This window comes from Aeromonas sp. 1805 (assembly GCF_013085525.1).
GTDB lineage: Bacteria > Pseudomonadota > Gammaproteobacteria > Enterobacterales > Aeromonadaceae > Aeromonas > Aeromonas hydrophila.
This window is the reverse complement of the sequence record NZ_CP038515.1, coordinates 2851215-2874068: the sequence shown is the minus strand read 5'-3', so window position 1 is coordinate 2874068 and position 22854 is coordinate 2851215. Positions and strand designations below refer to the sequence as shown.

Annotated in this window: 19 protein-coding genes and 2 pseudogenes; 10 read left to right on the top strand and 11 right to left on the bottom strand. The window is 62.8% G+C overall.

All coding sequences use genetic code 11. From position 1 onward, the window contains the following. Positions 1-8 precede the first annotated feature (8 nt). The 3 genes from E5E96_RS13560 (at position 9) to E5E96_RS13550 (ending at position 2427) form a co-directional block, all read left to right on the top strand. Positions 9-1037 carry a DUF2955 domain-containing protein gene (locus E5E96_RS13560; protein WP_011705154.1) on the top strand — a complete coding sequence of 343 codons (1029 nt, stop codon included), beginning with the start codon at positions 9-11 and terminating at the stop codon, positions 1035-1037. 141 nt (positions 1038-1178) lie between these two features. Then, complete coding sequence (locus E5E96_RS13555; RefSeq protein WP_171282378.1) at positions 1179-1940, top strand: ABC transporter substrate-binding protein; 762 nt, start codon at positions 1179-1181, stop codon at positions 1938-1940. Between the two features lie 127 nt (positions 1941-2067). Then, positions 2068-2427: an MliC family protein gene (locus tag E5E96_RS13550; protein WP_029303683.1), complete on the top strand. Its 360-nt coding sequence runs from the start codon at positions 2068-2070 to the stop codon at positions 2425-2427. A gap of 31 nt (positions 2428-2458) precedes the next feature. Here E5E96_RS13550 and E5E96_RS13545 read toward each other — a convergent pair whose 3' ends face one another. The 4 genes from E5E96_RS13545 to nrdD form a co-directional block, all read right to left on the bottom strand. After that, positions 2459-2851 carry an energy transducer TonB gene (locus E5E96_RS13545; protein ID WP_171282377.1) on the bottom strand — a complete coding sequence of 131 codons (393 nt, stop codon included), beginning with the start codon at positions 2849-2851 and terminating at the stop codon, positions 2459-2461. Positions 2852-2995: 144 nt separating this feature from the next. Continuing rightward, positions 2996-3166, bottom strand: a complete 171-nt coding sequence (locus E5E96_RS13540; protein ID WP_005303354.1) for a YqaE/Pmp3 family membrane protein — start codon at positions 3164-3166, stop codon at positions 2996-2998. Positions 3167-3230: 64 nt separating this feature from the next. Further along, positions 3231-3740 carry an anaerobic ribonucleoside-triphosphate reductase-activating protein gene (gene nrdG / locus E5E96_RS13535; protein WP_171282376.1) on the bottom strand — a complete coding sequence of 170 codons (510 nt, stop codon included), beginning with the start codon at positions 3738-3740 and terminating at the stop codon, positions 3231-3233. A gap of 96 nt (positions 3741-3836) precedes the next feature. Further along, complete coding sequence (gene nrdD / locus E5E96_RS13530; protein ID WP_045790404.1) at positions 3837-5954, bottom strand: anaerobic ribonucleoside-triphosphate reductase; 2118 nt, start codon at positions 5952-5954, stop codon at positions 3837-3839. 442 nt (positions 5955-6396) lie between these two features. Here nrdD and E5E96_RS13525 point away from each other — a divergent pair, with 442 nt between their 5' ends. Further along, entirely contained in the window at positions 6397-7374 is a 978-nt protein-coding gene (locus E5E96_RS13525; RefSeq protein ID WP_011705146.1) for an ABC transporter substrate-binding protein, read from the top strand. Positions 7375-7447: 73 nt separating this feature from the next. On the opposite strand, the gene ligA is transcribed toward E5E96_RS13525, so the two are convergent. From ligA to E5E96_RS13510, 3 genes and pseudogenes are all read right to left on the bottom strand, one after another. Continuing rightward, positions 7448-9454 (bottom strand): NAD-dependent DNA ligase LigA, encoded by a 2007-nt coding sequence (gene ligA, locus E5E96_RS13520; protein WP_024946009.1) that lies wholly within the window; start codon positions 9452-9454, stop codon positions 7448-7450. Between the two features lie 99 nt (positions 9455-9553). Beyond that, positions 9554-10666, bottom strand: a complete 1113-nt coding sequence (gene zipA, locus E5E96_RS13515; protein ID WP_011705144.1) for a cell division protein ZipA — start codon at positions 10664-10666, stop codon at positions 9554-9556. Positions 10667-10681: 15 nt separating this feature from the next. Then, positions 10682-14055 (bottom strand): annotated as a pseudogene (locus tag E5E96_RS13510) (AAA family ATPase). Positions 14056-14164: 109 nt separating this feature from the next. On the opposite strand from E5E96_RS13510, the gene cysZ reads away from it, so the two are divergent. Both cysZ and E5E96_RS13500 read left to right on the top strand, forming a co-directional pair. Then, on the top strand, positions 14165-14929 hold the full coding sequence (cysZ, locus tag E5E96_RS13505; protein ID WP_016349905.1) for a sulfate transporter CysZ: 765 nt from the start codon (positions 14165-14167) through the stop codon (positions 14927-14929). 142 nt (positions 14930-15071) lie between these two features. Beyond that, positions 15072-15686, top strand: a complete 615-nt coding sequence (locus tag E5E96_RS13500) for a trimeric intracellular cation channel family protein (protein WP_011705141.1) — start codon at positions 15072-15074, stop codon at positions 15684-15686. A 94-nt stretch (positions 15687-15780) separates the two neighbouring features. Here the strand turns inward: E5E96_RS13500 and E5E96_RS13495 are convergent, their stop codons facing one another. The 4 genes from E5E96_RS13495 to E5E96_RS13480 all read right to left on the bottom strand — a co-directional run bounded on the left by E5E96_RS13495 (position 15781) and on the right by E5E96_RS13480 (position 19157). Next, entirely contained in the window at positions 15781-16032 is a 252-nt protein-coding gene (locus E5E96_RS13495; RefSeq protein ID WP_005303367.1) for a hypothetical protein, read from the bottom strand. Between the two features lie 92 nt (positions 16033-16124). Then, positions 16125-16670: a DUF882 domain-containing protein gene (locus tag E5E96_RS13490; RefSeq protein ID WP_011705140.1), complete on the bottom strand. Its 546-nt coding sequence runs from the start codon at positions 16668-16670 to the stop codon at positions 16125-16127. 150 nt (positions 16671-16820) lie between these two features. After that, on the bottom strand, positions 16821-18305 hold the full coding sequence (locus E5E96_RS13485) for a murein L,D-transpeptidase (protein ID WP_171282375.1): 1485 nt from the start codon (positions 18303-18305) through the stop codon (positions 16821-16823). Positions 18306-18386: 81 nt separating this feature from the next. After that, complete coding sequence (locus tag E5E96_RS13480; protein WP_102989174.1) at positions 18387-19157, bottom strand: ABC transporter substrate-binding protein; 771 nt, start codon at positions 19155-19157, stop codon at positions 18387-18389. Positions 19158-19483: 326 nt separating this feature from the next. Here E5E96_RS13480 and E5E96_RS13475 point away from each other — a divergent pair, with 326 nt between their 5' ends. From E5E96_RS13475 to E5E96_RS13460, 4 genes and pseudogenes are all read left to right on the top strand, one after another. Beyond that, positions 19484-20029, top strand: coding sequence for a hypothetical protein (locus E5E96_RS13475; protein WP_016349902.1), 546 nt, complete (start codon positions 19484-19486; stop codon positions 20027-20029). Between the two features lie 56 nt (positions 20030-20085). Further along, entirely contained in the window at positions 20086-21147 is a 1062-nt protein-coding gene (locus tag E5E96_RS13470; RefSeq protein ID WP_017408578.1) for a glycosyltransferase family 2 protein, read from the top strand. Then, positions 21144-21514 (top strand): annotated as a pseudogene (locus E5E96_RS13465) (GtrA family protein). The gene E5E96_RS13470 and the pseudogene E5E96_RS13465 overlap by 4 nt, the downstream one beginning before the upstream one ends. After that, complete coding sequence (locus E5E96_RS13460; RefSeq protein ID WP_011705134.1) at positions 21514-22677, top strand: membrane protein; 1164 nt, start codon at positions 21514-21516, stop codon at positions 22675-22677. The pseudogene E5E96_RS13465 and the gene E5E96_RS13460 overlap by 1 nt, the downstream one beginning before the upstream one ends. The last annotated feature ends 177 nt before the right edge of the window (positions 22678-22854 follow it).

Here is a 22854-nt window from a genome sequence, read left to right as displayed (position 1 = left end):
TGACGGCAATGACGCTATGGCACAGGCCCCTCACCGCCAACGAACTGCGCCAATGCCTGCGCATCGCCTTTGGCAGCACCACCGGCTTTCTGCTCTGCAAGCTGTTCGGCTGGAACTACGGCGTCTTCTACACCGTCACGCCGGTGCTGCTGCTGGGCATGGTGCCGGTGATGAACGGCCATGCCGCCCGCCAGCTGATCGCCGCCGCCGTGGTCTGCGGGCTGGAAGTGGGGCTGCTGGGGGGGCTGTTTGGCGGCCATCCCGGTCTGATGGTTCCCATCGCCTTCCTGCTGTTTCTCTACCGCTTCGCCGCCATGTCACGGGGCAGCCTGTTCCTGTTCGGTGCCAACGGGGTGTTGAGTCTCAGCATCATGCTGCACTTTGCCAGCTACCCGCAGACCGATCTCAACGACCTCATCTTCAGCAACCTGTGGGCCAGCGTGCTGTCGGTGCTCATCGCCTACCTGATGACGGCGTTGATCCCGGACGTGGAGGAGCGCCCCAAACCAGCCCCCTCCCCCAAGGCACCGCACCGGATGCGGCACGAGGCGCTGCTTGGCGCCAGCATCGCCACCCTCTCCTTCATGGTGTTCCAGATCTTCGATCTGCGGGACTCCATGTCGGCCCAGGCCACGACCCTGCTGGTGCTCTTCCCCATGCACTGGGACGGCGCCCTGAGCTATGCCCGCAAACGGGCCATGGGCACCCTGCTCGGGGTGAGCTTCGGCCTGGTCAGCCAGCTGGTGCTCTACGACTGGTCGGGACTGCTGTTGCTGGTCGCCCCCATGCTCTGGCTCGGCGCCATGCTGTTCAGCCATGCCCACGTGAAGGAGGCGAGCGGTTCCGGGGTCGGCTTCGGCGCCCTCACCACCCTCGGCATCCTGTTCGGCCAATACCTGACGCCGGGCAACGATCTGGTGTTCAGCGCCCTCTACCGGGTCAGCAGCATCTTGTTTGCCATCGTCGCCACCCTGCTGGCCTGTTACCTCATCCACCGACTGCTTAACCGCTTCGAGGCCACTCGGTTCGGTTATTGACCCCCTGTTGTTAGCTCAAGGATGTGCTGCCTTTCGCCCCGCTATGCCTACCGGGGCGTTTTTTTGTCTCCCGTTTGGCGACGCCTGCGGCCAGCCCCAGCAACTATGCTTGCTAGGGCAGTCGGCAACAGGAGAGAGACCATGGCACGAGCAGCATACATCCACTGGTTGGCAATCACTCTGCTGCTGGGGATGACCTGTGCCCGGGCAGAGCAGGTGCTCATTGCCGCCGAGGATGACTGGGGCCCCTACTGCGCCCTCGACAAGCAGAGCGGTCAGCCGCAGGGGCTGGCCCCCGAGCTGGTGAAGGCGGCCTTTGCCGCCGAGGGGGTCGACGTCGAGTTTCGCACCATCCCCTTCGCCCGTTGCATGTACGAGGCACGCAGCGACAAGGTGCTCGGCTGCTTCGATGCCACCATCACCGAGGAGAACCGCTACCAGTACTTCTGGCACGAGACCCCCATGTTCGAGGAGGATCTCGCCATCTTCGCCCTGGCCCGCGAACCGCGCCGGGATCTCAAGCTCACCTCGCTGGAACAGAAGACGGTGGGCATCACCCTCGGCTACACCTACCCCACCGACTTCATGGAAAACCCCAGGATCACCCGCTTCCAGGCCAAGTCCGACGCCCAGATCATCGAGATGCTGGTGCGCGGCCGGGTCGACTACATCCTGATGAACGAGATGCCGGGCTACCTCAAGATCCAGCAGAAGCAGCTGAGCGGGAAGGTGGTCAAGGTGGGCAAGATCTCCACCGACGGTTTCTGGCTCGCCTTCTCCCGCGCCCACCCTCAAGGCGAGGCAATGGCCAAGCGCTTCGAGGAGGGGCTGCAGAAGATCCGCAACAACGGCACCTACGAGGCACTGGTGCGCGCCTTCGAGGCCAGACTCGGCCTGCATTGAGCCACTTCTCATTAGCGCTTCTTTTGACGCCCATGGACGCATATCGACGCAAGCCGGGTCGAGGCGCATTGCGCCCCTTTGGCAAGCTGTTAGGATCACGCCCGGATGACACCGATGGAGAATCAACATGAAGCACGCCAACCTTCTGCTGCTGGGCATCACGAGCCTGACCCTGCTGAGCGGCTGCGAACGCGGCGCCGGTACCCTGAGCGTGACCGGTGGCGACCCCGTCACCTATCTGTGTGAACAGGGCCAACGGGTGCAGGTACGCTACTTCGCCCTCTCCGATCAGAGCCTCAACTTCGTCAAACTGGCGCTGCCAGATGGCAAGGATTACACCCTGCCGCAGAGCGTTTCCGCCTCCGGCGCCCGCTACACCGACGACCATGAGGCCGTCTGGTGGAACAAGGGAGATGAAGGCTTTGTCGAGATGCGCGACAAGGATGGCGAGTGGCAGAGCGTCTACAACGACTGCAAGCAGCAGTAAACTGCAACCCCGGCCAGGCCGGGGTTGTTCATTACTCCACTTCAATCTCGTAGCGACCCACCACTCGTACCGGAATGGCCTGCGGGTTCTGCTCCGACACTCGATAGCGGGTCTTGGCCAGCCCCGACAGGGCGATCAGGTCCAGCACGCCGGGCGGCTCCGAGGCCACAATCTCTGGGCTGAACAGATTGCCGTTGGAGTCGATGAGATAACGGATCTCCACATAGCCCCTGACGGGCCGCTTGGCTGGCGCGCCGCCCACCGGTTCAAACGGGGGCACCTCGCCATCCTGCACCCAGTATTTGCCAAGCTCTGCCATGGTCACCTCCAGCGGCGGCTGGTTCAGTTTCACGGTGGGACTGGGGCTGGCACAGCCCCCCAGCAGACCGAACACAGTACCCAGCAGCAAGACCTTCAAACCCATTCAACACTCCTTGTTGAGTCAGATCAGAGGGGTCACCCCTCTCCGGCAGGGTTGCCGGCCCATTACTGTAACAATCGGAACCCGTTTGGGCAGCATAAAAAAAGCCAACCCCATCGGGTTGGCTTTTGGCAAAGCGGCTCAGCGTCAGCCGCGCTTGTCGCTGACCACCAGCCAGAGCGCATGCACCATGCCGGGCAGGCCGCCGAGCAGGGTCAGCACTATGTTGATCAGAAAATGCAGGCTGAAGCCCACCTGAAGAAAGGCACAGACCGGGGGCAGAAAGATGGCCAGCAGGATCTTGAGCAGATTGTTCATCTCGGATTTCCTCGTCAACGATGTCACAGGGATAGCAATGGGCTAACCATAAACATCCCTGGCTTCAACTGCAAACCAGACAGGGAATGCGCTCACCCCCTTCCCGCCAGGCATTGAGGTCGTGGATGACCTGATTGCTGCTGCCGCGCCAGAGCAGGCCGGGATCCGCCAGGGCCTTCTCGAACTTGCCGTCCACCAGCACGTCCAGCAAGGCCACCAGCTCGCGCTGGGCCGGGCTGAGATCTGCCAGCAGATAGCCGGTCCAGCACCAGATGTCCTTGCCGGGGCACTCGGTGCGCACCCGCTGCACCAGCGCCAGCACCTGGGGCACGTTGGCGGGGTGGAGCGGATCGCCGCCGGAGAGCGACAGTCCGCGCCGTTTGATGCGCGTGTCGTTGAGATCCGCGATGACGCGATCGCTCATCGCCTCATCGAACGGCTTGCCGCCATCGAGCCGCCAGGTGCTCTGGTTGTAGCAGCCGGAGCACTGGTGCTCGCAGCCCGAGACAAACAGGGTGGCGCGGGTGCCGGGGCCGTTGATCACATCGACCGGGTAGTATTGGTGGTAGTGCATCGCTTGTTTCCTGCCTCCTTCATGGGTGTGCAAACGGTCGCCACCCCATGAAAATGGCCCCTTGCAACAGGGGCCAGCGCTTCATCGTTACCGTACTTACATATGTTTGACGCGGCGCTTCACCTCTTCCTGCTTGCCCGCATTGAAGGGGCGCGCATCCGGGCTGCCGAGGTAGCCGCAGACACGGCGGGTCACCGACACCTTGGCCGGGTCGTGGTTGCCGCAGCGCGGGCAGGTGAAGCCCTTGGAGGTGCACTCGAACTCGCCGGTGAAGCCGCAGTCGTAGCACTCGTCGATGGGGGTGTTGGTACCGTAGTAGGGCACCTTGTCATAGCTGTAGTCCCAGACGTTCTCCAGCGCTTCCAGGTTGTGCTGGATGTTGGGGTACTCGCCGTAGCAGATGAAGCCGCCGCTGGCGATGGGCGGATAGGGCGCCTCGAAGTCCAGCTTGTCGTACGGATTGACCTGCTTCTCCACGTCGAGGTGGAAGCTGTTGGTGTAGTAGCCCTTGTCGGTCACCCCCGCCACCACGCCAAACTCCTTGGCGTCGATGCGGCAGAAGCGCGAGCAGAGGTTCTCGCTCGGGGTGGAGTAGAGGCTGAAGCCGTAGCCGGTCTCCTCCTTCCACTCGTCGGTGGCCGCCTTGAGCCGCGCAATGATGGCGATGGCCTTCTGCTGCAGTTCGGCGCTGTCAAACAGGTGCACCTGATCGCCAAACAGGGCGTTGATGGTCTCGTGTACCCCGATGTAACCAAGCGAGATGGAGGCGCGGCCGTGCTTGAAGATCTCGCTGACATTGTCGTCCGCCTTCAGGCGCACCCCGCAGGCCCCTTCCATGTAAAGGATGGGCGCGACCCGGGCCTTGACCCCGTCGAGGCGCTTGATGCGGTACATCAGTGCGGTCTTGGCTACCCGCAGGGCGGCATCCAGCTTGTCCCAGAAGTCCGCTTCATCGCGGGATTTCAGGGCGATGCGCGGCAGGTTGAGGCTTACCACGCCTAAGTTGTTGCGCCCTTCGTGGACCAGCTCGCCGTGCTCCTCATAGGCACCGAGGAAAGAGCGGCAACCCATGGGGGTCTTGAAGGAGCCGGTCACCTTGACCACCTGGTCGTAGTTGAGGATGTCCGGGTACATCCGCTTGGAGGCGCACTCCAGTGCAAGCTGCTTGATGTCGTAGTTGGGATCGCCCTGCTTGTGGTTGAGGCCATCCTTGATGGCGAACACCAGTTTAGGGAACACGGCGGTTTTCTTGTTCTTGCCAAGGCCGGCGATGCGGTTGCTCAAGATAGCGCGCTGGATCAGACGTGACTGCCAGCTGTCACCGAGGCCAAAGCCGAAGGTGACGAACGGGGTCTGACCGTTGGCGGTGTGCAGGGTGTTCACCTCATACTCCAGCGACTGGAAGGCGTCGTAGCACTCCTTCTCGGTGCGGGCCATGGCGTAGGCATCCACATCGCCGATGCCCCACTCCAGCGCCACTTCCCGGTGCTTCTCCCAGCTGATGGTCACATAGGGGGCCAGCACTTCGTCGATGCGGTTGATGGTGGTGCCGCCATAGATGTGGCTCGCCACCTGGGCGATGATCTGGGCCGTGACCGCGGTGGCGGTGCTGATGGACTTGGGAGTGTCGATCTCCGCATTGCCCATCTTGAAGCCGTGGGTCAGCATCCCCTTCAGGTCGATCAACATGCAGTTGAACATGGGGAAGAAGGGGGAGTAGTCGAGGTCGTGGAAGTGCAGATCGCCACTCTCGTGGGCCTGTACCACATCGCGGGGCAGCATGTGGCTGGTGGCGTAGTGCTTGGCGACGATGCCCGCCAGCAGGTCACGCTGGGTCGGGATCACCTTGGAATCCTTGTTGGCGTTCTCGTTGAGCAGGGCCGCGTTGGTCTGCTCCACCAGGCCGCGGATCTCCTGAGCCAGCCGGCCGCGCGCCTCGCGGGCCTGATCCCGGTCGTGACGGTATTCGATGTAGGCGCGGGCGATGGCCTTGTCGTCGGAGGCCATCAGGTGGTTCTCGACCCGGTTCTGGATCTCGTGGATGTCCACTTCCCCTCGTCCTTCCAGCTCCTGGGTGACGGCGGCGGCAATGCGCTCGGCCAGCGCCGGACTGGCCTGATTGACCGCTTCTGCCGCTCGGCCCACCGCCTCGGCAATCAGCTGGGCATTGAATGGTGCGCGACATCCATCACGTTTGATCACAACCGGTTTCATGGATTTTCCCCGTTAAAAAGGCCAGGCTCTCGCCCTCGGCTTACCCTTGTTTGGCCCCCTCCTCCACGCCTCGTCCTCGGCGCAAATAAATTCAGCCGAGGCTTGACAAGCCAGGGCTGACGATGAGAAGGGAACAGCTTGTACACAGCTTAATAACACAACATATAGGGATTAAAAACGAATGCAGCCCTATATGTGGTGTCTATTAGGCACCAAAGCGTGACCGTATTTCTTGATCCAGAACAGGTTTTGAGGCGAGTGGCGCAGTTCCCGACCAGTCACAAACGGCCCCATACAAGACCCAATTCAAGCCTGATGCGGGCTGGCGCCCGATACCGGCCAGAGGGAAAAAGATTTCCCTTCCGACAGTAATTGACCGGGACAGGTTTGCACCAAGATGGACATAATGAAGGACAACTCCTCTTGTTCGATGGGAAGCGACATGACCAACCCGCTATTGCTGCTACTGCTGCTGTGTGCCCTCCCGTTGCGGTTGTGGGCGGCCGAGATTCTGGTGATCAGCAGCTACCACCCCGAATACCTGTGGGATCAGAGCTACAACGCCAGCCTGGCCGCCAACCTCAAGGGTGACCACCACATCAGCCACTTCTACATGGATACCAAACGCCGCCCCGCCGAGGAGTTCGATCAGATAGCCGAGCAGGCGCTCGCCTACTATCGCCAGGTGAAACCGGATCTGGTGGTGCTCGGCGATGACAACGCCATCAACTACCTGGCCAGCGACATCGCCTCCCTCGGCACCCCTGTGGTGTTTCTCGGCATGAACGAGAACCCGCGCCACAAGGGGCTGGTCGGCCACCCCAAGATCACCGGCGTGCTGGAGCGCCCCCTGCTCAAACGCAACATCAGCGAGATGAGCCAGCTGATGGGTGGGATCAAGAAGGCACTGGTGCTGTTTGACTCGAGCAACGTGGCGCTCACCGCCATCGAGGATGAATTCAAGACTCAGACCGAGCTGCGGGTCGGCCAGACCCGGGTCAACAGCCAGCTCATCGGCGACTACAGCCTGTGGCAGGAAGCCGTGCTCAATGCCAAGCAGAGTGGTTATGAAGCCATCTTCATCGGCCTCTACCACACCCTCAGCGACGAACAGGGCCGCCATGTGGATGAGAACAGGTTGCTGGAGTGGACCAGCGCCCACAGCCCGGTACCGCTGTTCTGTTTCTGGGAATTTTCGGTCGGCAAGGGCAAGGCCATCGGTGGCCTGGTGCTGGATGGCCGCGATCAGGGGGCCAAGGCGGCCGAGCTGGTCAACGCCATCCTGGCGGGTGCCCAGCCCAAAACCCTGGCACCGCGCGCCGCCCTGCGGGGCGAGTATGTGTTCAGCAAGAGCGAGCTGGCCCGCTGGCAACTTACCCTGCCGGACAAGTGGCGCTACAAGATCCTCTGGCGTGATTGAGCACTGATCAGCGCCCCCATAACAAAGAACCCGGCCATGCCGGGTTCTTTGTTTCTCTTTCTGCGTGAGCGACTCAGCCCTGCAACGCCTGTTGCAGCTCCTCTTCACTCCAGACGGTGATGCCGAGTTCCTGGGCCTTGGCCAGCTTGGAGCCTGCCGCCTCCCCCGCTACCAGCACATCGGTCTTGGCCGACACCGAGCCCGCCACCTTGGCCCCCAGCGCCTGCAGCGCCGCCTTGGCGTCGTTGCGCGACAAGGTGGTGAGGGTACCGGTCAGCACGAAGGTCTTGCCAGCAAAGGGCTGCTCACTTGCCTCCTTCTTCTCGATGGCCGGCCAGTGGATGCCGGCCGCCAGCAGGGCCTCCAGCACCTCGATGTTGTGGGGCTGGCGCAGGAAGTAGTAGACATGCTTGGCCACTATGTCCCCCACGTCGGCCACTTCCAGCAACTGCTCCACCGAGGCGGCGCGCAGGGCATCCAGGGTGAGGAAGTGGTTGGCGAGGTTCAAGGCGGTCGCCTCCCCCACTTCGCGGATCCCCAGCGCAAACAGGAAGCGGGGCAGCGTGGTGCTGCGGGCCGCATCGATGGCCGCCACCAGGTTGAGGGCTGACTTTTGCCCCATCCGCTCGAGCCCGGCCAGCTGAATGGCGTTGAGGCTGAACAGATCGGCCGGGGTCTTCACCAGCCCCTTGTCCACCAGCTGCTCCACTATCTTGTCGCCAAGGCCGTCCACGTCCATGGCACGGCGGGCGGCGAAGTGCTTGATCGCCTCCTTGCGCTGCGCCTCACAGAACAGGCCGCCGGAGCAGCGGGTTACCGCCTCTCCCTCCAGCCGCTCCACCGCCGAACCGCACACCGGGCACTCGGTCGGGAACAGGATAGCGCGGGCATCCGCCGGGCGCTGCGCCTCCACCACAGCCACGATCTGCGGGATCACGTCCCCGGCCCGGCGCACGATCACGGTGTCGCCGATCATCACGCCAAGACGCTCGATCTCGTCGGCATTGTGCAGGGTGGCGTTGGAGACGGTGACCCCGCCGACAAACACAGGTTTGAGCTTGGCCACCGGGGTCACGGCGCCGGTACGGCCGACTTGGAACTCGACGTTCTCAAGCTCCGTCATCTCCTCCTGGGCCGGGAACTTGTGGGCGGTGGCCCAGCGCGGGGCACGGGCCACAAAGCCGAGTTCCTCCTGCAGGGGGATGGCATCCACCTTGTAGACCACGCCGTCAATCTCGTAGGGGAGCTCGCCGCGGCGCGCCAGGATGTCGTCGTGGAACGCCTGGCAACCGGCGGCCCCCTCCTTGAGCTTCACTTCGGGGCTCAGCGGCAGCCCCCACTCTTTGAGCTGATTGAGGCGACCGAAGTGAGAGCCACCGAGCTGCTCGCCGCCCACCCCCACACCATAGGCGTAGAAGGCCAGCGGGCGGCTGGCGGTGATGCGCGAGTCGAGCTGGCGCAGGCTGCCGGCGGCGGCATTGCGCGGGTTGACGAACACCTTCTCGCCGGCGGCCAGCGCCTTGGCGTTCATCGCCTCGAACCCCGCCTTGGGCATGAACACCTCGCCACGCACCTCCAGCCTTGCCGGCCAGCCCTCGCCGCGCAGGGACAAGGGAATGGCCTTGATGGTACGCACGTTCTCGGTGATCTCCTCACCCGTGGTGCCATCGCCCCGGGTGGCGGCCTGCACCAGCTGGCCATCCACATAGAGCAGACTCACCGCCAGGCCGTCCAGCTTGGGCTCGCAGCAGAAGGTAAAGCTCACCTCCCGCTTGAGGCGATCGCGCATGCGCTGCTCGAAGGCCTGCAGCTCCTCACCGCTGAACACGTTGTCCAGGCTCAGCATGGGGATCTCGTGGCGCACCTGCTTGAAGGCGGTCAGCGGCTGGCCGCCCACCCGTACGCTCGGCGAGGCCGGCGTCTTCAGCTCGGGGTGCTCGGCTTCCAGCGCGATCAGCTCGCGCATCAGCCGATCGTATTCGGCGTCCGGCACCGTGGGGTTGTCCAGCACATAGTACTGATGACCGTACTCGATCAGCAGCTCACACAGTTGACGGTGGCGGGAGAGGATATCGCTCATGAAAAAGTCTCGAAGTGTGATGGAAAAACCGGCCAGCGGACCAATAAAAATGCGGCACCTGGGTACCGCACTTTTTATTCATTCGACCCGCATGGCGTATTAGTCGCGACTGGCCTCGTAGGCGGCCAGCTCATGCCGGTAACGGGCGATGGTCTCGTCGCTCAGCGGGCTGCGATCCATATCCGTCAGCATGGCATCGAGATCGCTGGCCAGCTGATCGGCGGCCTGCAGCATGTCCTCGAAGGCAAACGCAGCGTTGCTGCGCAGCGGCAGCTGCATGAAGAGCGACACGCCCGGGGTGGCGAACTGCTCCATCCGGTACGGGTTGAAGGTGCCCGGCTTGACCATGTTGATCATGGAGAAGAGCACTTCTCCCTTACCGTTCGGATCTTCATGGCGGTGGAAAATATCCATCTCGCCAAACTTGAAGCCCAGCGCCAGCAGGGAAGAGAGCAGGGTGGCCCCTTGCAGATCGTGACCCGGACGGCCCATCAGGTTGATGACATAGACATCCTGCCAGATCTTCTCGACCGGCGCGGCACGTACCGGCTCTTCATAGACGGGCTCCTCGTAGGCAGGCTCGGGGGCTGCATGACGGGGCTGCGCCTGGTATTCGGGAGCGGCGACCGGGGCCGGCTCGCGGGCACCGAAAGTGGGTGCGGTCGCGTAGGCGGGCTCGACCAGCGGCTCTTCGTCCAGCGGTTGCAGCAGCGGCTCGCGCTGGGGACGGGAACGGTGGACCGGGGTACGGCGAATGACCTGGGCGGGCTTGCGCACCGGCGCGGCAGGCACTTCCTCGACGGCAGCGGCAACCGGCTCCTCGAACTCCTCCTCGTCTTCTTCATAGACGGGGGGCGGCGGCACGGGGCGGGCGGCAGGCTTGCGTACCACAGGCGGCGGCAGATCGGCGTCATCATCTTCATCATCGAAGGCGGGCGCAGGCGCACGACGGCTGACTTCCGGCTGACGGGGCTCATCATGGTGGAGTTTGGGCTCGGCACGACGGCCACCGCTGACCACTCGCACCTGACCGATGCCATCGCTGTCGAAGGCGTCGTTGTCACGATCCCGTGATTTGGATTCCATCCGGCCCAGAGGTTTCTCTTTGATCGGTGCCTGACGATTCTTTCTGTTGCTCCACAACCCGTGAATGAGCAATGCCGCGATGGCAATACCGCCCAGGGCAACCAAGATGTAACGCAATTCCTGCATTAGCTGCTTCTCTTTCTAGTTTTGCTCAGCCAAAGCGACGGCTTCACCGATATCGACCGACACTATGCGCGAAACCCCGGGCTCTTGCATCGTGACGCCAACCAGCTGCTCAGCCATCTCCATGGAGACCTTATTATGACTGATGTAAACGAACTGTACTGTGCTCGACATCTCTTTGACAAGAGAACAGAAGCGACCGACGTTCACTTCATCGAGCGGTGCATCCACCTCATCCAGCAGACAAAATGGTGCTGGGTTGAGTCTGAAGATGGCAAAAACCAGCGCAAGTGCGGTTAACGCCTTCTCCCCCCCGGAAAGCAGGGCAATGGTAGCATTCTTCTTACCCGGAGGTCTCGCCATGATGCTCACTCCGGCCTCCAAAAGATCATCGGAGGTGAGCTCAAGCCAGGCACTGCCCCCCCGAACACTTTCGGAAAGAGGGATTTTAAATCTTCATTGACCTTATCGAAAGTATCCCGGAACCGTATTTGTGTCTCTTTATCAATTCTTTTAATGGCTTGGCTCAAGGTTTCCAGCGCCTGCTCCAGATCCTGGCACTGGTTTTCCAGGTAGCTTGAGCGGGTTTTCGCCTCTTCATACTCCTCGAGGGCCGCCAGGTTGATGGCGCCAAGTGCCTCCACCTGTGCCTCCAGGGTCTGGATCTCCTGGCGCAGCTTGCCGCGATCAGCGGCAATCAACACCGCCTGATCGAGATCCACCAGCCGCACGCCCAACTCTTCGAACTGCTCGTGCAACCCCTGCCGGCGCGTCAGGTTGCGTTCACGCTCAAGGCGCAGGGTCGCCAGTTTCTCCTGAATTTGCACCAGCTGCTTGTGATCGGCGCTTCTGGCCTGCTCCAGCTCGGTCAGCTGACGCTCCAGCTCCGCAAGCCGCTGATGACAGGCGAGCTGCTGCGCCTCAAGATTGCGCTGCTCGGCCAGCAGGGGCGACAGATCCTGACCCGGCGCAGCGCCCGGCTCCTTGAGCTCGGCCAGCTCCAGCCCGAGGCGGGCCAGCTCCTGTTCGCGCAGGGCGATGAGCTGGCGCAAGTTCTGCTGCTCCAGTTGCAGTCGCTGGCAGGCGGCCTGCTGCTGCTCCCGGCGCAGGCGCGCCTCCTCCAGCGCCCGCTCCGCCCCGCTCGCCTGCTCTTGGGCAAGCAGCAGCGCCTCGGCAAGCGCCTCGCCCTGCTCCTGCAACTCGCCAAGGGCCGCTTCACCCTGCTCAAGCCGCTCCCCGGCCGACGCCAGACGCTCGGCCTCCTCGGCCTGCTCCTGGTCGAGCCTGATCAGCTCTTCCCCCAGCTGGCCGAGGCGCTGCAACCGCTCCTGCCGTTGCCCCTCGCGCAGGCTCCAGGCTTCGCGCAGTTGCTGCCACTGCTGCTCCTGCTCGCGCAGGGTGCGCTGAGCCAGCTCATGGGCGCCGTGCAGCTGGGCCCGCGTCGCGTCGGCGGCGGCAAACTGCTCATCGAGCCGGCGCAGCGCCTCCCGGCCTGCGGCCTGCTCGGTGTGCAACCGCTCACGCTCGCCGAGCAGCGCCAGGGTACCGAGTGCCATGCCCTCCCCCAGATCCGCCCAGTTGGGACCAAACCAGTCGCCCGCAGGAGTGAGCAGCGACTCACCGGCCGTCAGGCTCGGCTGGCGGGCCAATGCTGCCTCCCGACTCTCCACCAGCCAGATGGCATTGAGGAAGGAAGGAATATGCTCGCCGCCCAGCTGCGCCGCCAGGGTACCGGCAACCGCCGGCTGGGCCGGGCCGATCCAGAGCCCGGACTGCGTCAGATTGCACTCATCCGCCGGGGTGGCGGTGAGCCAGCGGCCGAGCACCTTGTCCAGCCCTTGAGCCCACTCGGGGGGCACCTGCAGCCGATCCGCCAGGGTGGCGCCCGCCATCTGCTCCCCCAGGATCTGATCCAGGGTGGCGAGGCGAGCCTCCAGCTCGCGCAGCAAGCCCTGCTGGTGACCCTGCTCTGTCTTGAGTGCTTCATGATGTGCCACGGCGGCCTGCCACGCCGCTTCGGACTCCTCATGGCGGGCGCGGGAGAGCGCGAGTTCCGCCGCCAGCACATCGAGCGCCGGTTGCAGATTCTCCCCTTCCCCGCCGAGGGGCCCGGCCTGTTCATCTTCCAGCTTGAGACGGGCCAGCCGGGTCTTGGCCTGCAGCTCCTGCAGACCGTTCACCTCGGCGCGGGTCTGATTGAGCCGCCCCTGTAACTGGCCCAGCTGCTGCTGCCACTGCTGCTGGCGCTGGCGCGCCTGCTCGAGCCGCTCGGTCGCCGCCGCCCGCACGCTCTGCTGGTCGGTAAGCAACTGCTCACACTGCTCGAGGCGCGCCGATGCCACCTCGCCCTGCAACGTGCTTTCGCTCAACTGTTCCAGCTGGCTAGCCAGCTGGGCCTTGAGCCCCTCGATACGCTCGCCGAGGGCTTGTCGCCTTGCCTGCCAGTCGCGGCCGAGCTCGCTCTGGTGCAGTTGCTGCTGCTCGAGGCGAGCGATGGCCTGCCCGCCGAGAAAAATCTGTTGCTGGCGGCTGGCCTGCTCGGCCTGCGCCTCCTGGCGGGCCACCGACAGGGTGACGTGGCGCCCCTCGTCGGCGGTGCGCTTGGCATCGAGCGCCGCCAGTGCCTGTTCGGTCTGGGCCAGTTCGGTCTTGGCCTCGCCGAGGCGCGTCTCCAGCGCCCACAGTTCCGAGCCGATCAGCTCGGCGCGGGCGGCGCGCGAACGGCTCTTGAGCTGCTTGTAGCGCTCGGCGGTCTCGGCCTGGGCCTTGAGATGCTCGAGGCGCGAGCCCAGTTCGCCGCGGATGTCGCCCAGACGCTCCAGGTTTTCCTGGGTATGGCGGATGCGCTGCTCGGTCTCGCGGCGCCGCTCCTTGTAGCGGGAGACCCCGGCAGCTTCTTCCATGAACAGCTTGAGATCGGCGGGGCGGGACTCCACCAGCCGGCTGACGGTGCCCTGTTCGATGATGGCGTAACTGCGTGGCCCAAGGCCGGTGCCGAGGAAGAGGTCGGTCACGTCCTTGCGGCGGCACTTCTGGCCGTTGATCTGGTAGTGGTTGGAGCCGTCGCGCAGCACTTCGCGGCGCACCGAAATCTCGGTAAAGCGGCCGAACTCGCCGGGCACCCGGTTGTGGGGATTGTCGAACACCAGCTCCACCGAGGCACGGCCGTGGGCGCTGCGGTTGACGGAGCCGTTGAAGATGACGTCGGTCATGTTTTCGCCGCGCAGATGGCGGGCGGAGCTCTCCCCCAGCACCCAGCGCACGGCGTCGATCACATTGGATTTGCCGCAGCCGTTGGGGCCCACCACGGCGGTCATGTCGGCGTTGAGCTCAATGCGGGTCGGCTCGACAAACGACTTGAAACCGGCGAGTTTGATCAATTTCAGACGCATGGCGGCCTATGTGGGTAACGAAATAAAGAGGAGGCGGGCAGGCGACTTTACCAAATCAAAAGCTTGTTTGTAATATGCAGGCAGTTTCCCATGAACAGATGGAGCTCAGATGAGCCACTCACCCCGTATGGTAAAAGACTCGATCAGCGGCGCAGACTACTTCCTGCGCGGCTTCTCGCTCATTCGCCAGCCCGGCATCCGCACCTTCGTGCTGATCCCCCTGCTGGTCAACTTCGTGCTGTTTGCCGGCGCCTTCTACGCCCTGCTGCTGCAGCTGGACGGCCTGTTCGGCTGGCTGCACCAGCAGATCCCGAGCTGGCTCGACTGGTTGGACTATCTGCTCTGGCCCATCGCCCTGGTCACCATCCTGGTGGTCTTCTCCTTCCTGTTCAGCTCGGTGGCCAACTGGATAGCGGCCCCCTTCAACGGCCTGCTGGCGGAGAAGGTGGAACAGGCCCTCACCGGCGAGACCGTCAGCGATACCGGCATGCTGGACATCGTCAAGGACGTGCCACGCACCTTCGGCCGTGAGTGGACCAAGCTCAAATACTACCTGCCCAAGGCCATCGGCTGCCTGATCCTGTTCCTCATTCCGGTGGTGGGCCAGACCCTGGCGCCGGTGCTATGGTTCCTGTTCAGCGCCTGGATGATGGCGATCCAGTACGTCGACTATCCGTTCGACAACCACAAGATCGACTTCATCACCATGCGCGACGCCCTCAAGCAGCGGCGCGGCAAGTGCCTGAGCTTCGGCGCCCTGGTCACCCTCTTCTCCGCCATCCCGGTGGTGAACCTGTTCGTGATGCCGGTGGCCATCTGCGGCGCCACCGCCATGTGGGTCGATCACTACCGCGCCGAACAACTCAGACGTTGAGCCGGTTGGCGGTGACAACGGGGTTCCCTTGGGGGCCCCGTTTCATTTTTGCATTATAAAAAATAATGCATAGCCTTCATTGCTTGTCCCCTATAGCGCGAGTTGATAGGATGCGGAGCTTTCTCGCACCCTGGGATATCTCATGTTACATGCACTCTTCTTGCTGGGCCTGGTGGCCGAAGGGATGACAGGCGCGCTGGCCGCGGGCCGGCGACGGATGGATCTGTTTGGCGTGGTGATCATCGCATCGGCGACGGCCATCGGGGGCGGCACCATTCGCGACGTGCTGCTGGGCCATTACCCCCTGCTCTGGGTTGAACACCCGGAATATGTGCTGCTGGTCGCCGGCGCGGCCATGGCCGGCGTCATCTCGGCGCCGCTGATGCGCTACCTTGGCAAGCTGTTCATGGCGCTCGATGCCCTGGGGCTGGTGGTCTTCTCCATCTTCGGCGCGGCAAGGGCGCTGGAGATGGGCCACGGTGCCGGCATCGCCTGCATCATGGCGGTGGTGACGGGGGCCTTCGGCGGCGTGCTCAGAGACCTGCTCTGCCAGCGCATTCCGCTGGTGTTTCGCCGCGAGCTCTATGCCGCCATCTCGCTGGTGACGGCCGCCATCTACTGCCTGGCACTGGATCAGGGCCTGCCCAACGACTGGGCCGCCTTCGGGGCCATCGGCATCGGCTTCGTGCTGCGACTCCTGGCGGTGCGCTTCAAGTGGGGGCTGCCGACCTTCCACTACCAGTACGCCACGCACTGAGCGCGCCAGCTTCTGGCAAGCCGGTACGGATTGCAGCCAACAAAAAAGCGCCGGTCAGGCGCTTTTTTATATGGGCAACGGGGCTGTGGCTGCCTCAGTTGATCCCTTCCGAGCTGAAGAAGGTCGCCTTGTCGGCGATGAAACGGATCTTGATGTTCTTGCCCTCGTCGCCCCATATGCAGCTGGTGGTCCCCAGCGCATCGTCACAACGCTCGGCCTTGCCGAGGATGCTGCTCGCCTCGGCGTAGCTGATCCCCATCTTGAGCTTGTCGTAGTTTTCACGGTTGAGCTTGCCGCAACCGGTCAGCAGCAGGGCAATCAGCCCGCCAAGCAAAATATGTTTCATCTGGTTCTCCTCTGCATGGTGTCCAGAGCCTACCAGCTCGGCCACCCCGCTGACCAGTCACCCGCCGGGCAGGAGTCGCCAGCGGCCGGCCGTTACCAGCTGCGCACGGGCCCGGTGTCGAGGTGCACGAAGTTGTCGCTCGGGTAGTAACCGACGCCGCCTACCTTGAGATGGAGCGCCGCCTTGCGCAGGTGTGCCAGCTGTACTCCGGGAATGCGCACATCCACCGCCTGCCCCAGGGTATGGTAGCTGTGTTTGGCCACGGCGCGGCTGCGGCTGCGCTTCTGGCGATTGGTCACAGGCGAGCGATAGCCAGAGATGAGCTGGATTTCACCGTGACGACCCAGCTTGTGCTGCAGCAGGTAGAGCTGGTCGAACAGTTTGCGGTCGATGTTGAACACTTCGTTGCGACGGTAGTCGCGAAAGATGTGGTTGAGCTCGGCCAGCCCGTCTTTCAGGTAGCGGCCGTCTTCCCAATAGCTGGCGCGCACCCGCTCGCCAGTATTGAGATTGAAGAAACTGAGTTCACGTCCTGCCGTACTGCGGCTCGCCATGGCGGGGAAGGACAGCAGCGAGCCCCCCAGCAGGCAACCGGCACCCAGCAGCAGGCGACGTCGGCTTATCTCTTGATCAAGCATCCCTTGTCCGTCCATCGCTATGTTGAGGTGAAACCGTTGAATGAATTTGATACAGGCGCTTGAAACTACCCGCCGAGCCGGCCGCTGTCAAACCGCAAGGGGCCATGAAAAAGCCCGGCGCAGGCCGGGCTTTTCACTCTGTGGCGAGGATCACAGCAAGCGACTCTGGTAGCTGACTCGATCAAATCCATAGATGTCGTTGCGCAGTTGCTGACGTCCATCCTCGTCGATCCAGCTGCTCCAGTAGACGGTGAATACCGGGATCGGGGTGGTCAGCGGCAGCCACTTGGTCTGGGTCTCTTTCAGGATGCTGGCCACCTTGTCCGGCTGGTAGCGAGAGTCTGCCAGCAGCAGCTCGGCCAGATCGTCGGCATGCTCCACCCGGATGCAGCCGGAGCTGAAGGCTCGCGCACCCTGCTCGAACAGCGCCTTGCGCGGCGTGGAGTGCAGGTAGATGGCCTCGTTGTTGGGCAGATAGAACTTGTAGCGACCCAGTGCGTTGTGATCGCCCGGCTTTTGCCGCAGCCGGTAGGGGAAGCCGGACGCCAGCGCCTGCTGCCAGCCCTCTTCGGTGAACTGCACCGGATTGCCCTCGCCGTCGATCACCTCGAACTGCTCGCGATTGAGGTAGGCGGGATCCCGTCCCAGCTTGGGCAGAATGTCCTTGCTCAGGATGGAGCGCGGCACGTGCCAGGCCGGATTCAGCACGATGGAGCGGATCTCGCTGGCGAGGATCGGGGTCGCCCGTTGCTCCTTGCCCACGATCACCCGGCTGGTGAACACCTCGTTGCCGGACTCCACCACGCTCAGCCGATAGTCGGGGATGTTGACCAGCACGTAGCGGGCGCCGGAGAGCTGATCCACCAGGTCACGTCGCCACAGGTTGCGCAGCAGCAGGCTGGCGCGCACCTCGGGCCCGGTATTGAGCCAGCTGCGGGTCTGCCGGCCTATTATGCCGTCGGCAGTCAGGCCGTGGCGGCGCTGGAACTGCTTGACGGCCTGCAGGGTCTCGGCGTCGTAGGTGGCGTCATCATGGCGCGGGGCCGTGTCGCCCAGCTCGTTGAGGATGGAGCGGATCTGGCCCAGCTCCGGGGAGACTTCACCGGCCCGCAGAGTCGGCATGGTCAGGGTCGGCCACTTCTTGGCCATGGGCAGCGCCAGCAGCTTTCGCACTTCCTCGCGTACCGCGTCATATTCCGCGACCTGGGGTCTGAGCTGCCTGACCTGCTCCAGCAGGTTGTCGCCCGCCGGCTCGTGGGCCAGCGGCTTGCTGAGGTTGAGCTTGAGGGTCTGCATCTGCTCGCGGGAGACCAGATCCATGGCCCGCCACGCCTGCTGGAACCGGGCCAGCTTGCCGAACGCCTCGTCATAGAGGGCACCACGCTGATCCGCCGGCTTGGCCTGCAGCTTCTTCCAGAGCGTGTAAAAATCCGGGTGCAACTGGGCCAGCACGGCCTCCTGCAGCTGCAGCTCCAGCTCACGCCTGGCCTGCTCCGTCGTGCTGTTCTGATACCAGTCGTGCTGCATCGCAGCATTGCTTACCACCACCTGGCCTTCGCTGGCCTGTACCATGGCCGCCGGCCAGCAGCCCAGCCAGATCAGGTTTGCCAATGCCAGCCAATACTTCTTCCCCATGCTTACCTCAAGATCGGTTCACTTCAGCCTGTCAGACCCGGCGGTCAAGGCGATCATGATGCGTGAATGCCCGCGACTTTACTAGCTGGCGGGCGCGTAGCGCCGCCAGATAATGTCATACTCATTTGTTGCTTTAAATTCAGCCAGCTCGCGATTGAACGCGCTGACAAATTCGGGTGACAGCCGCTTCTTGCTGAACATGAAGAAGGTCGGCGCTTCATATACGGCCATGGTGTGGGGGACGATCAGATCGCTCAGCCCCTCCTCCTTCAGACCCCAGGGGGTGGCCAGCAGATCGCCGAGAAAGCCGTCGATGCGCCCCAGTACCAGCTTGCCATAGTTTTGCTCGTCATTGACCACGCTCACCTGGGCGGCATAACGGCGCAGCAACTCGCTGATCTCGGCCCCATAGTAGTAGTCCTTGGTGATGCCCAGGGTATGGCCGCTGGCCAGCCAGCTGGCCAGATCGGTTTCGGGGTAGGAGGATGACTTGCGGATCCAGAGCGCACTGCGGCCTGGATTATAGGCATCGGAGAACCAGGCATAGCGGGCGCGATCCTCGTTGAAATAGGCCTCCATGGCGATGTCGACCGAGCCCAGCGACAGACCGTGCAGCACCCGCTTCCAGGGCATCTCCACATAGCTGGCCTTGCAGTCGAGCCGCTTGAGCATGGCGGTGAGCGCCTCGACGGCAAAGCCGCGCAGCTCTTTCTGCCCGGCCGCCGTGCCGGCGTAATAGTGATAAGGCGGCCAGTTGTCAAAACCGACCCGCAAGGGCGAGGGACACAGACTGTTTGCCGAGGCCAGCGGCGCCAGCAAGCAGAGCATCCAGCAGCAGAGTTTCAGCTTCATGGGTCATCCTTGACTGCGTGATACGCCATCATAAATCGGCCTAGGCAAAATGGCGACAGATCCTGCCACAGCGATGCAGGCTCCCGGCCGTGTGAGCGGCGCCCTCGTTTATGCTTGTCGAAGCCGGGCCTGAAATGCGCCCGGCCTGCGCCGGATCTCCGGCTCGCCAGGGCAGGTAAAAAGCGGAAACAGCAACATTTGGAACACCGGCCGGAAAGGGGTTAATATGTGACCAAATATATTTTTGTGATCCACTATGCTTTTTTTGCAATTGGATTAGCATATGCGCGAAATCAGCCTACAAACCGTGAGGCGCAGAGAGTGATATGACGTACAAAAAGTTTGGTTTTCTGACCGCCATCATGGCGCTGAGTGGTTTCTACCTTTATACCCTCTACCTGGCCGCCCACCCCAACGTGAGCCTGGCCTACAAGCTCTATTACCTGGAAGGCAAGACCCGCTTCTGGGAGCACAACTCCAGCATGACCTACCAGCCCGGCAACGAGCTCAATCTGACCAAGCCGAGCCGTTTCCTCTCCAGCGAAGGCTGGGCCAAGAAACCGAGCGCGGACGGCACCGAACTGAGCGGCCAGGGTGGCCTCTACTTCGTGCTGCCCAAGCAGCAGGCACAGCCGGAACAGCTGACCATCCAGGCCCGGGTCAACAGCCCGCAGGCCGGTGCTCTGCTCAAGGTGGCACTGGGTCACGATTTCACCACCACCGTCAAGCTGGCCAAGGCCGGCATCAACGAGATCCGTCTCAGCCTGCCGGGCGAGTCGCTGACCTCGGACCCCAAACGTCCCAACTTTCTGGCGCTCTCCGCCCCGACTCCGCTCAATGTCCAGTCGGTGCGCTTGACCGTCGCCCAATAAGACGTATTCTCCAATACGCTGTTTTATAAAATAATTTTCCAAATAAGGAAGTTTTCATGTCGCATGCCGATTTTCGACTCTCTCTGATCGTTCCCGTTTACAACGAGGAAGAGAGCATAGATGCCTTCATCAACGCGATAGATAACGAACTGGCGCCGCTCAAGGATCAGCTGGAAATTGTATTCGTCAACGACGGCAGCCGCGACCGCACCCGTGAGGTCGTCGAACAGGCCATCACCCGCGACCCGCGCGTCACCCTGGTCAACCTGGCCCGCAACTTCGGCAAGGAAGCGGCCATGACCGCCGGCCTGCATCACGCCAAGGGTGATGCCGTGGTGCCGATGGACGTGGATCTGCAGGATCCGCCCGCACTCATTCTCGAATTCGTCAAACTGTGGCAGACCGGCGACTACGACACCGTCTACGGCATCCGGGTGGATCGCAGCGCCGACACCCCGATGAAGCGCCTCACCGCCGGCGGCTTCTACCGCTTCTTCAACGCCCTCTCCACCAGCACCAAGCTGCCGGAGAACGCCGGCGACTTCCGCCTGATCGACCGCAAGGTGGTCGAGGCGATCAAGCAGTTGCCGGAGCGCAATCGCTTCATGAAGGGGCTGTTCGCCTGGGCCGGTTTCCGCGCCGTCGGCGTCCCTTATGAGCGCCCCGCCCGCCACGCCGGCGAGACCAAGTTCAACTACTGGAAGCTGTGGAACTTCGCCCTCGACGGCCTGATGAGCTTCTCCAGCTGGCCGCTGCGGGTATGGAGCTACGTCGGCGTCGGCGTCTCCTTCGTCGCCTTCCTCTACATCCTCAAGATCGTCACCCAGGTGGTCTTCTTTGGCATCGACGTGCCGGGTTACGCCTCCCTGATGTCGGTGGTGCTGTTCCTCGGCGGCATCCAGCTGCTGTCGCTCGGCATCATCGGCGAGTACATCGGCCGCATGTTCGTGGAAGTGAAGCAGCGCCCCGTCTACCTCATCGAAGGGGTATACGGCCAGTATGCCAAGCAGGATGAAGAGCCGAAGCAGGACGCCGCCACCGGCAGCAAGAAGAGCGCCGGCAAGAAGGCTGCTGCCGCGAAAGCCGCTGATGACCAGCAGGAGCAGGCTTCTCAATGATCTCCCGCGAGGAATTCTGGCGGCTGGTACGTTTCGGGTTTGTCGGCGGGGGGCCACCCTCGTCGATCTGGGCACCTCCATCGCCCTGTTTCACACCTGGCCCACCATCTCGGAGCACCTGGTGACGACGCTGGCCTTTGCCATCGCCTTCTGGTTCTCCTTCTTCGGTCACCGTTACATCACCTTCCAGAAGCAGGGTGCCGCCAGCAAGTTCTTGCTGGTCGCCCTCTTCTCGCTGGCGGTGCGTAACCTGATATTGAGCGGTCTGCTGTTTGCGGGTCTTTCCGGTCTGTTGCCGGTGGTGATCGCCACCCTGACGGTCACCGTGCTCACCTACCTCCTCTCCAGGATCTGGGTATTTGCCTGATGAATGACATGACTACCTCCATCACCCCTGACAATGCGGGCCCCTATCGCCCGTCACTGGCCATCAGCAGTCGTGACTGGCTGATGATCATTGCTGCCTTCGTGCTGAGCCGTGCCGCCCTCTACGGCATGGGCTATTTCGGTGTGCAGCTCTACGGCTCCCCCGACATAGGCCCGCTGCAGGCCTATTGCCAGTTCGACTGCGTCTGGTTCCAGCGCATCATCGAGAACGGCTACGATCTCTACCCGCGCTGGCTGAGCAAGGGCAATGCGGCCAACTGGGCCTTCATGCCGCTCTACCCGATGATCTCCGGCACCATCTCCAACCTGCTCAACGTCGAGAGTCTGATCGGCCTGATGCTGGTGGCCAACCTGGCATTCTTCATCAGCCTACCGCTGATGCTGCTGGTGCTGCGTCAGCTCAAGCTGGGTGACGACACCGCCCGCTTCGGCGTCTGGCTGCTGGCCTTTTCCCCCTTCTCCGCCTACTTCGTCTCCGGCTATACCGAGTCGATGTTCATGGCGCTGATGCTGGGCATGTTCCTGTTCGCCTATCGCCAGCAGTGGCTGATGGTGGCGCTGCTCGGCGTGTTCATCTCCGCCACCCGCAACCTGGGGGTGATGATGGTGTTCCCGGTGCTGATCCTGGCGCTGCAGGCCTACGGCTGGCGCGAGTTCTTCCGCTTTACCGAGCGCGCCTTCAAGGTGGTGTTCACCCTCTGGATGATCCCGCTCGGCCTGTTCGCCTACATGTTCTACCTCTATCACCTCACCGGTGATGCGCTGGCGTTCAAGCACATCCAGGTGGCCTGGGGCCGTTACATGGACAGCCCGCTGGACTGGTGGCTGAGCGGCTTCGAGCTGGGCGGACGCAAATCCTACCTCTCCATCATGGTGATGTTTGGCTGGGCTCTGAACCTCTATCTGTTCAGCCAGAAGCGCTGGGCCGAGGCGACCCTGATGTTCATCTGCTGCACCATTCCGCTGATGACGGGGCTCAACGCCATGCCGCGCTACATGTTCGGCCTCTATCCGACCATGCTGGCCATCATCCTGCTGACCCATCGCTGGCCAGCCATTCGCCCGGCCGTGCTCTGCCTGAGCGGCATGGTGGCCTCCTTCATCGCGGTGGCCTTCGTCAACTTCAAGTTCTTCACCGTGTGACGAAGGTGGCAATGCAACAAGCCGGTCTATCGACCGGCTTTTTTTATGGGCGCGACACCCCGCTCACACTTTTCCATTCTTGAAAACGTAACCATTTGAACTGATGTCACAAATCGACGGTTTGCCTGTCCAAGCCCGCCCTCATGCCTCCTAGAATGAGCCCCATTGACGGCAATC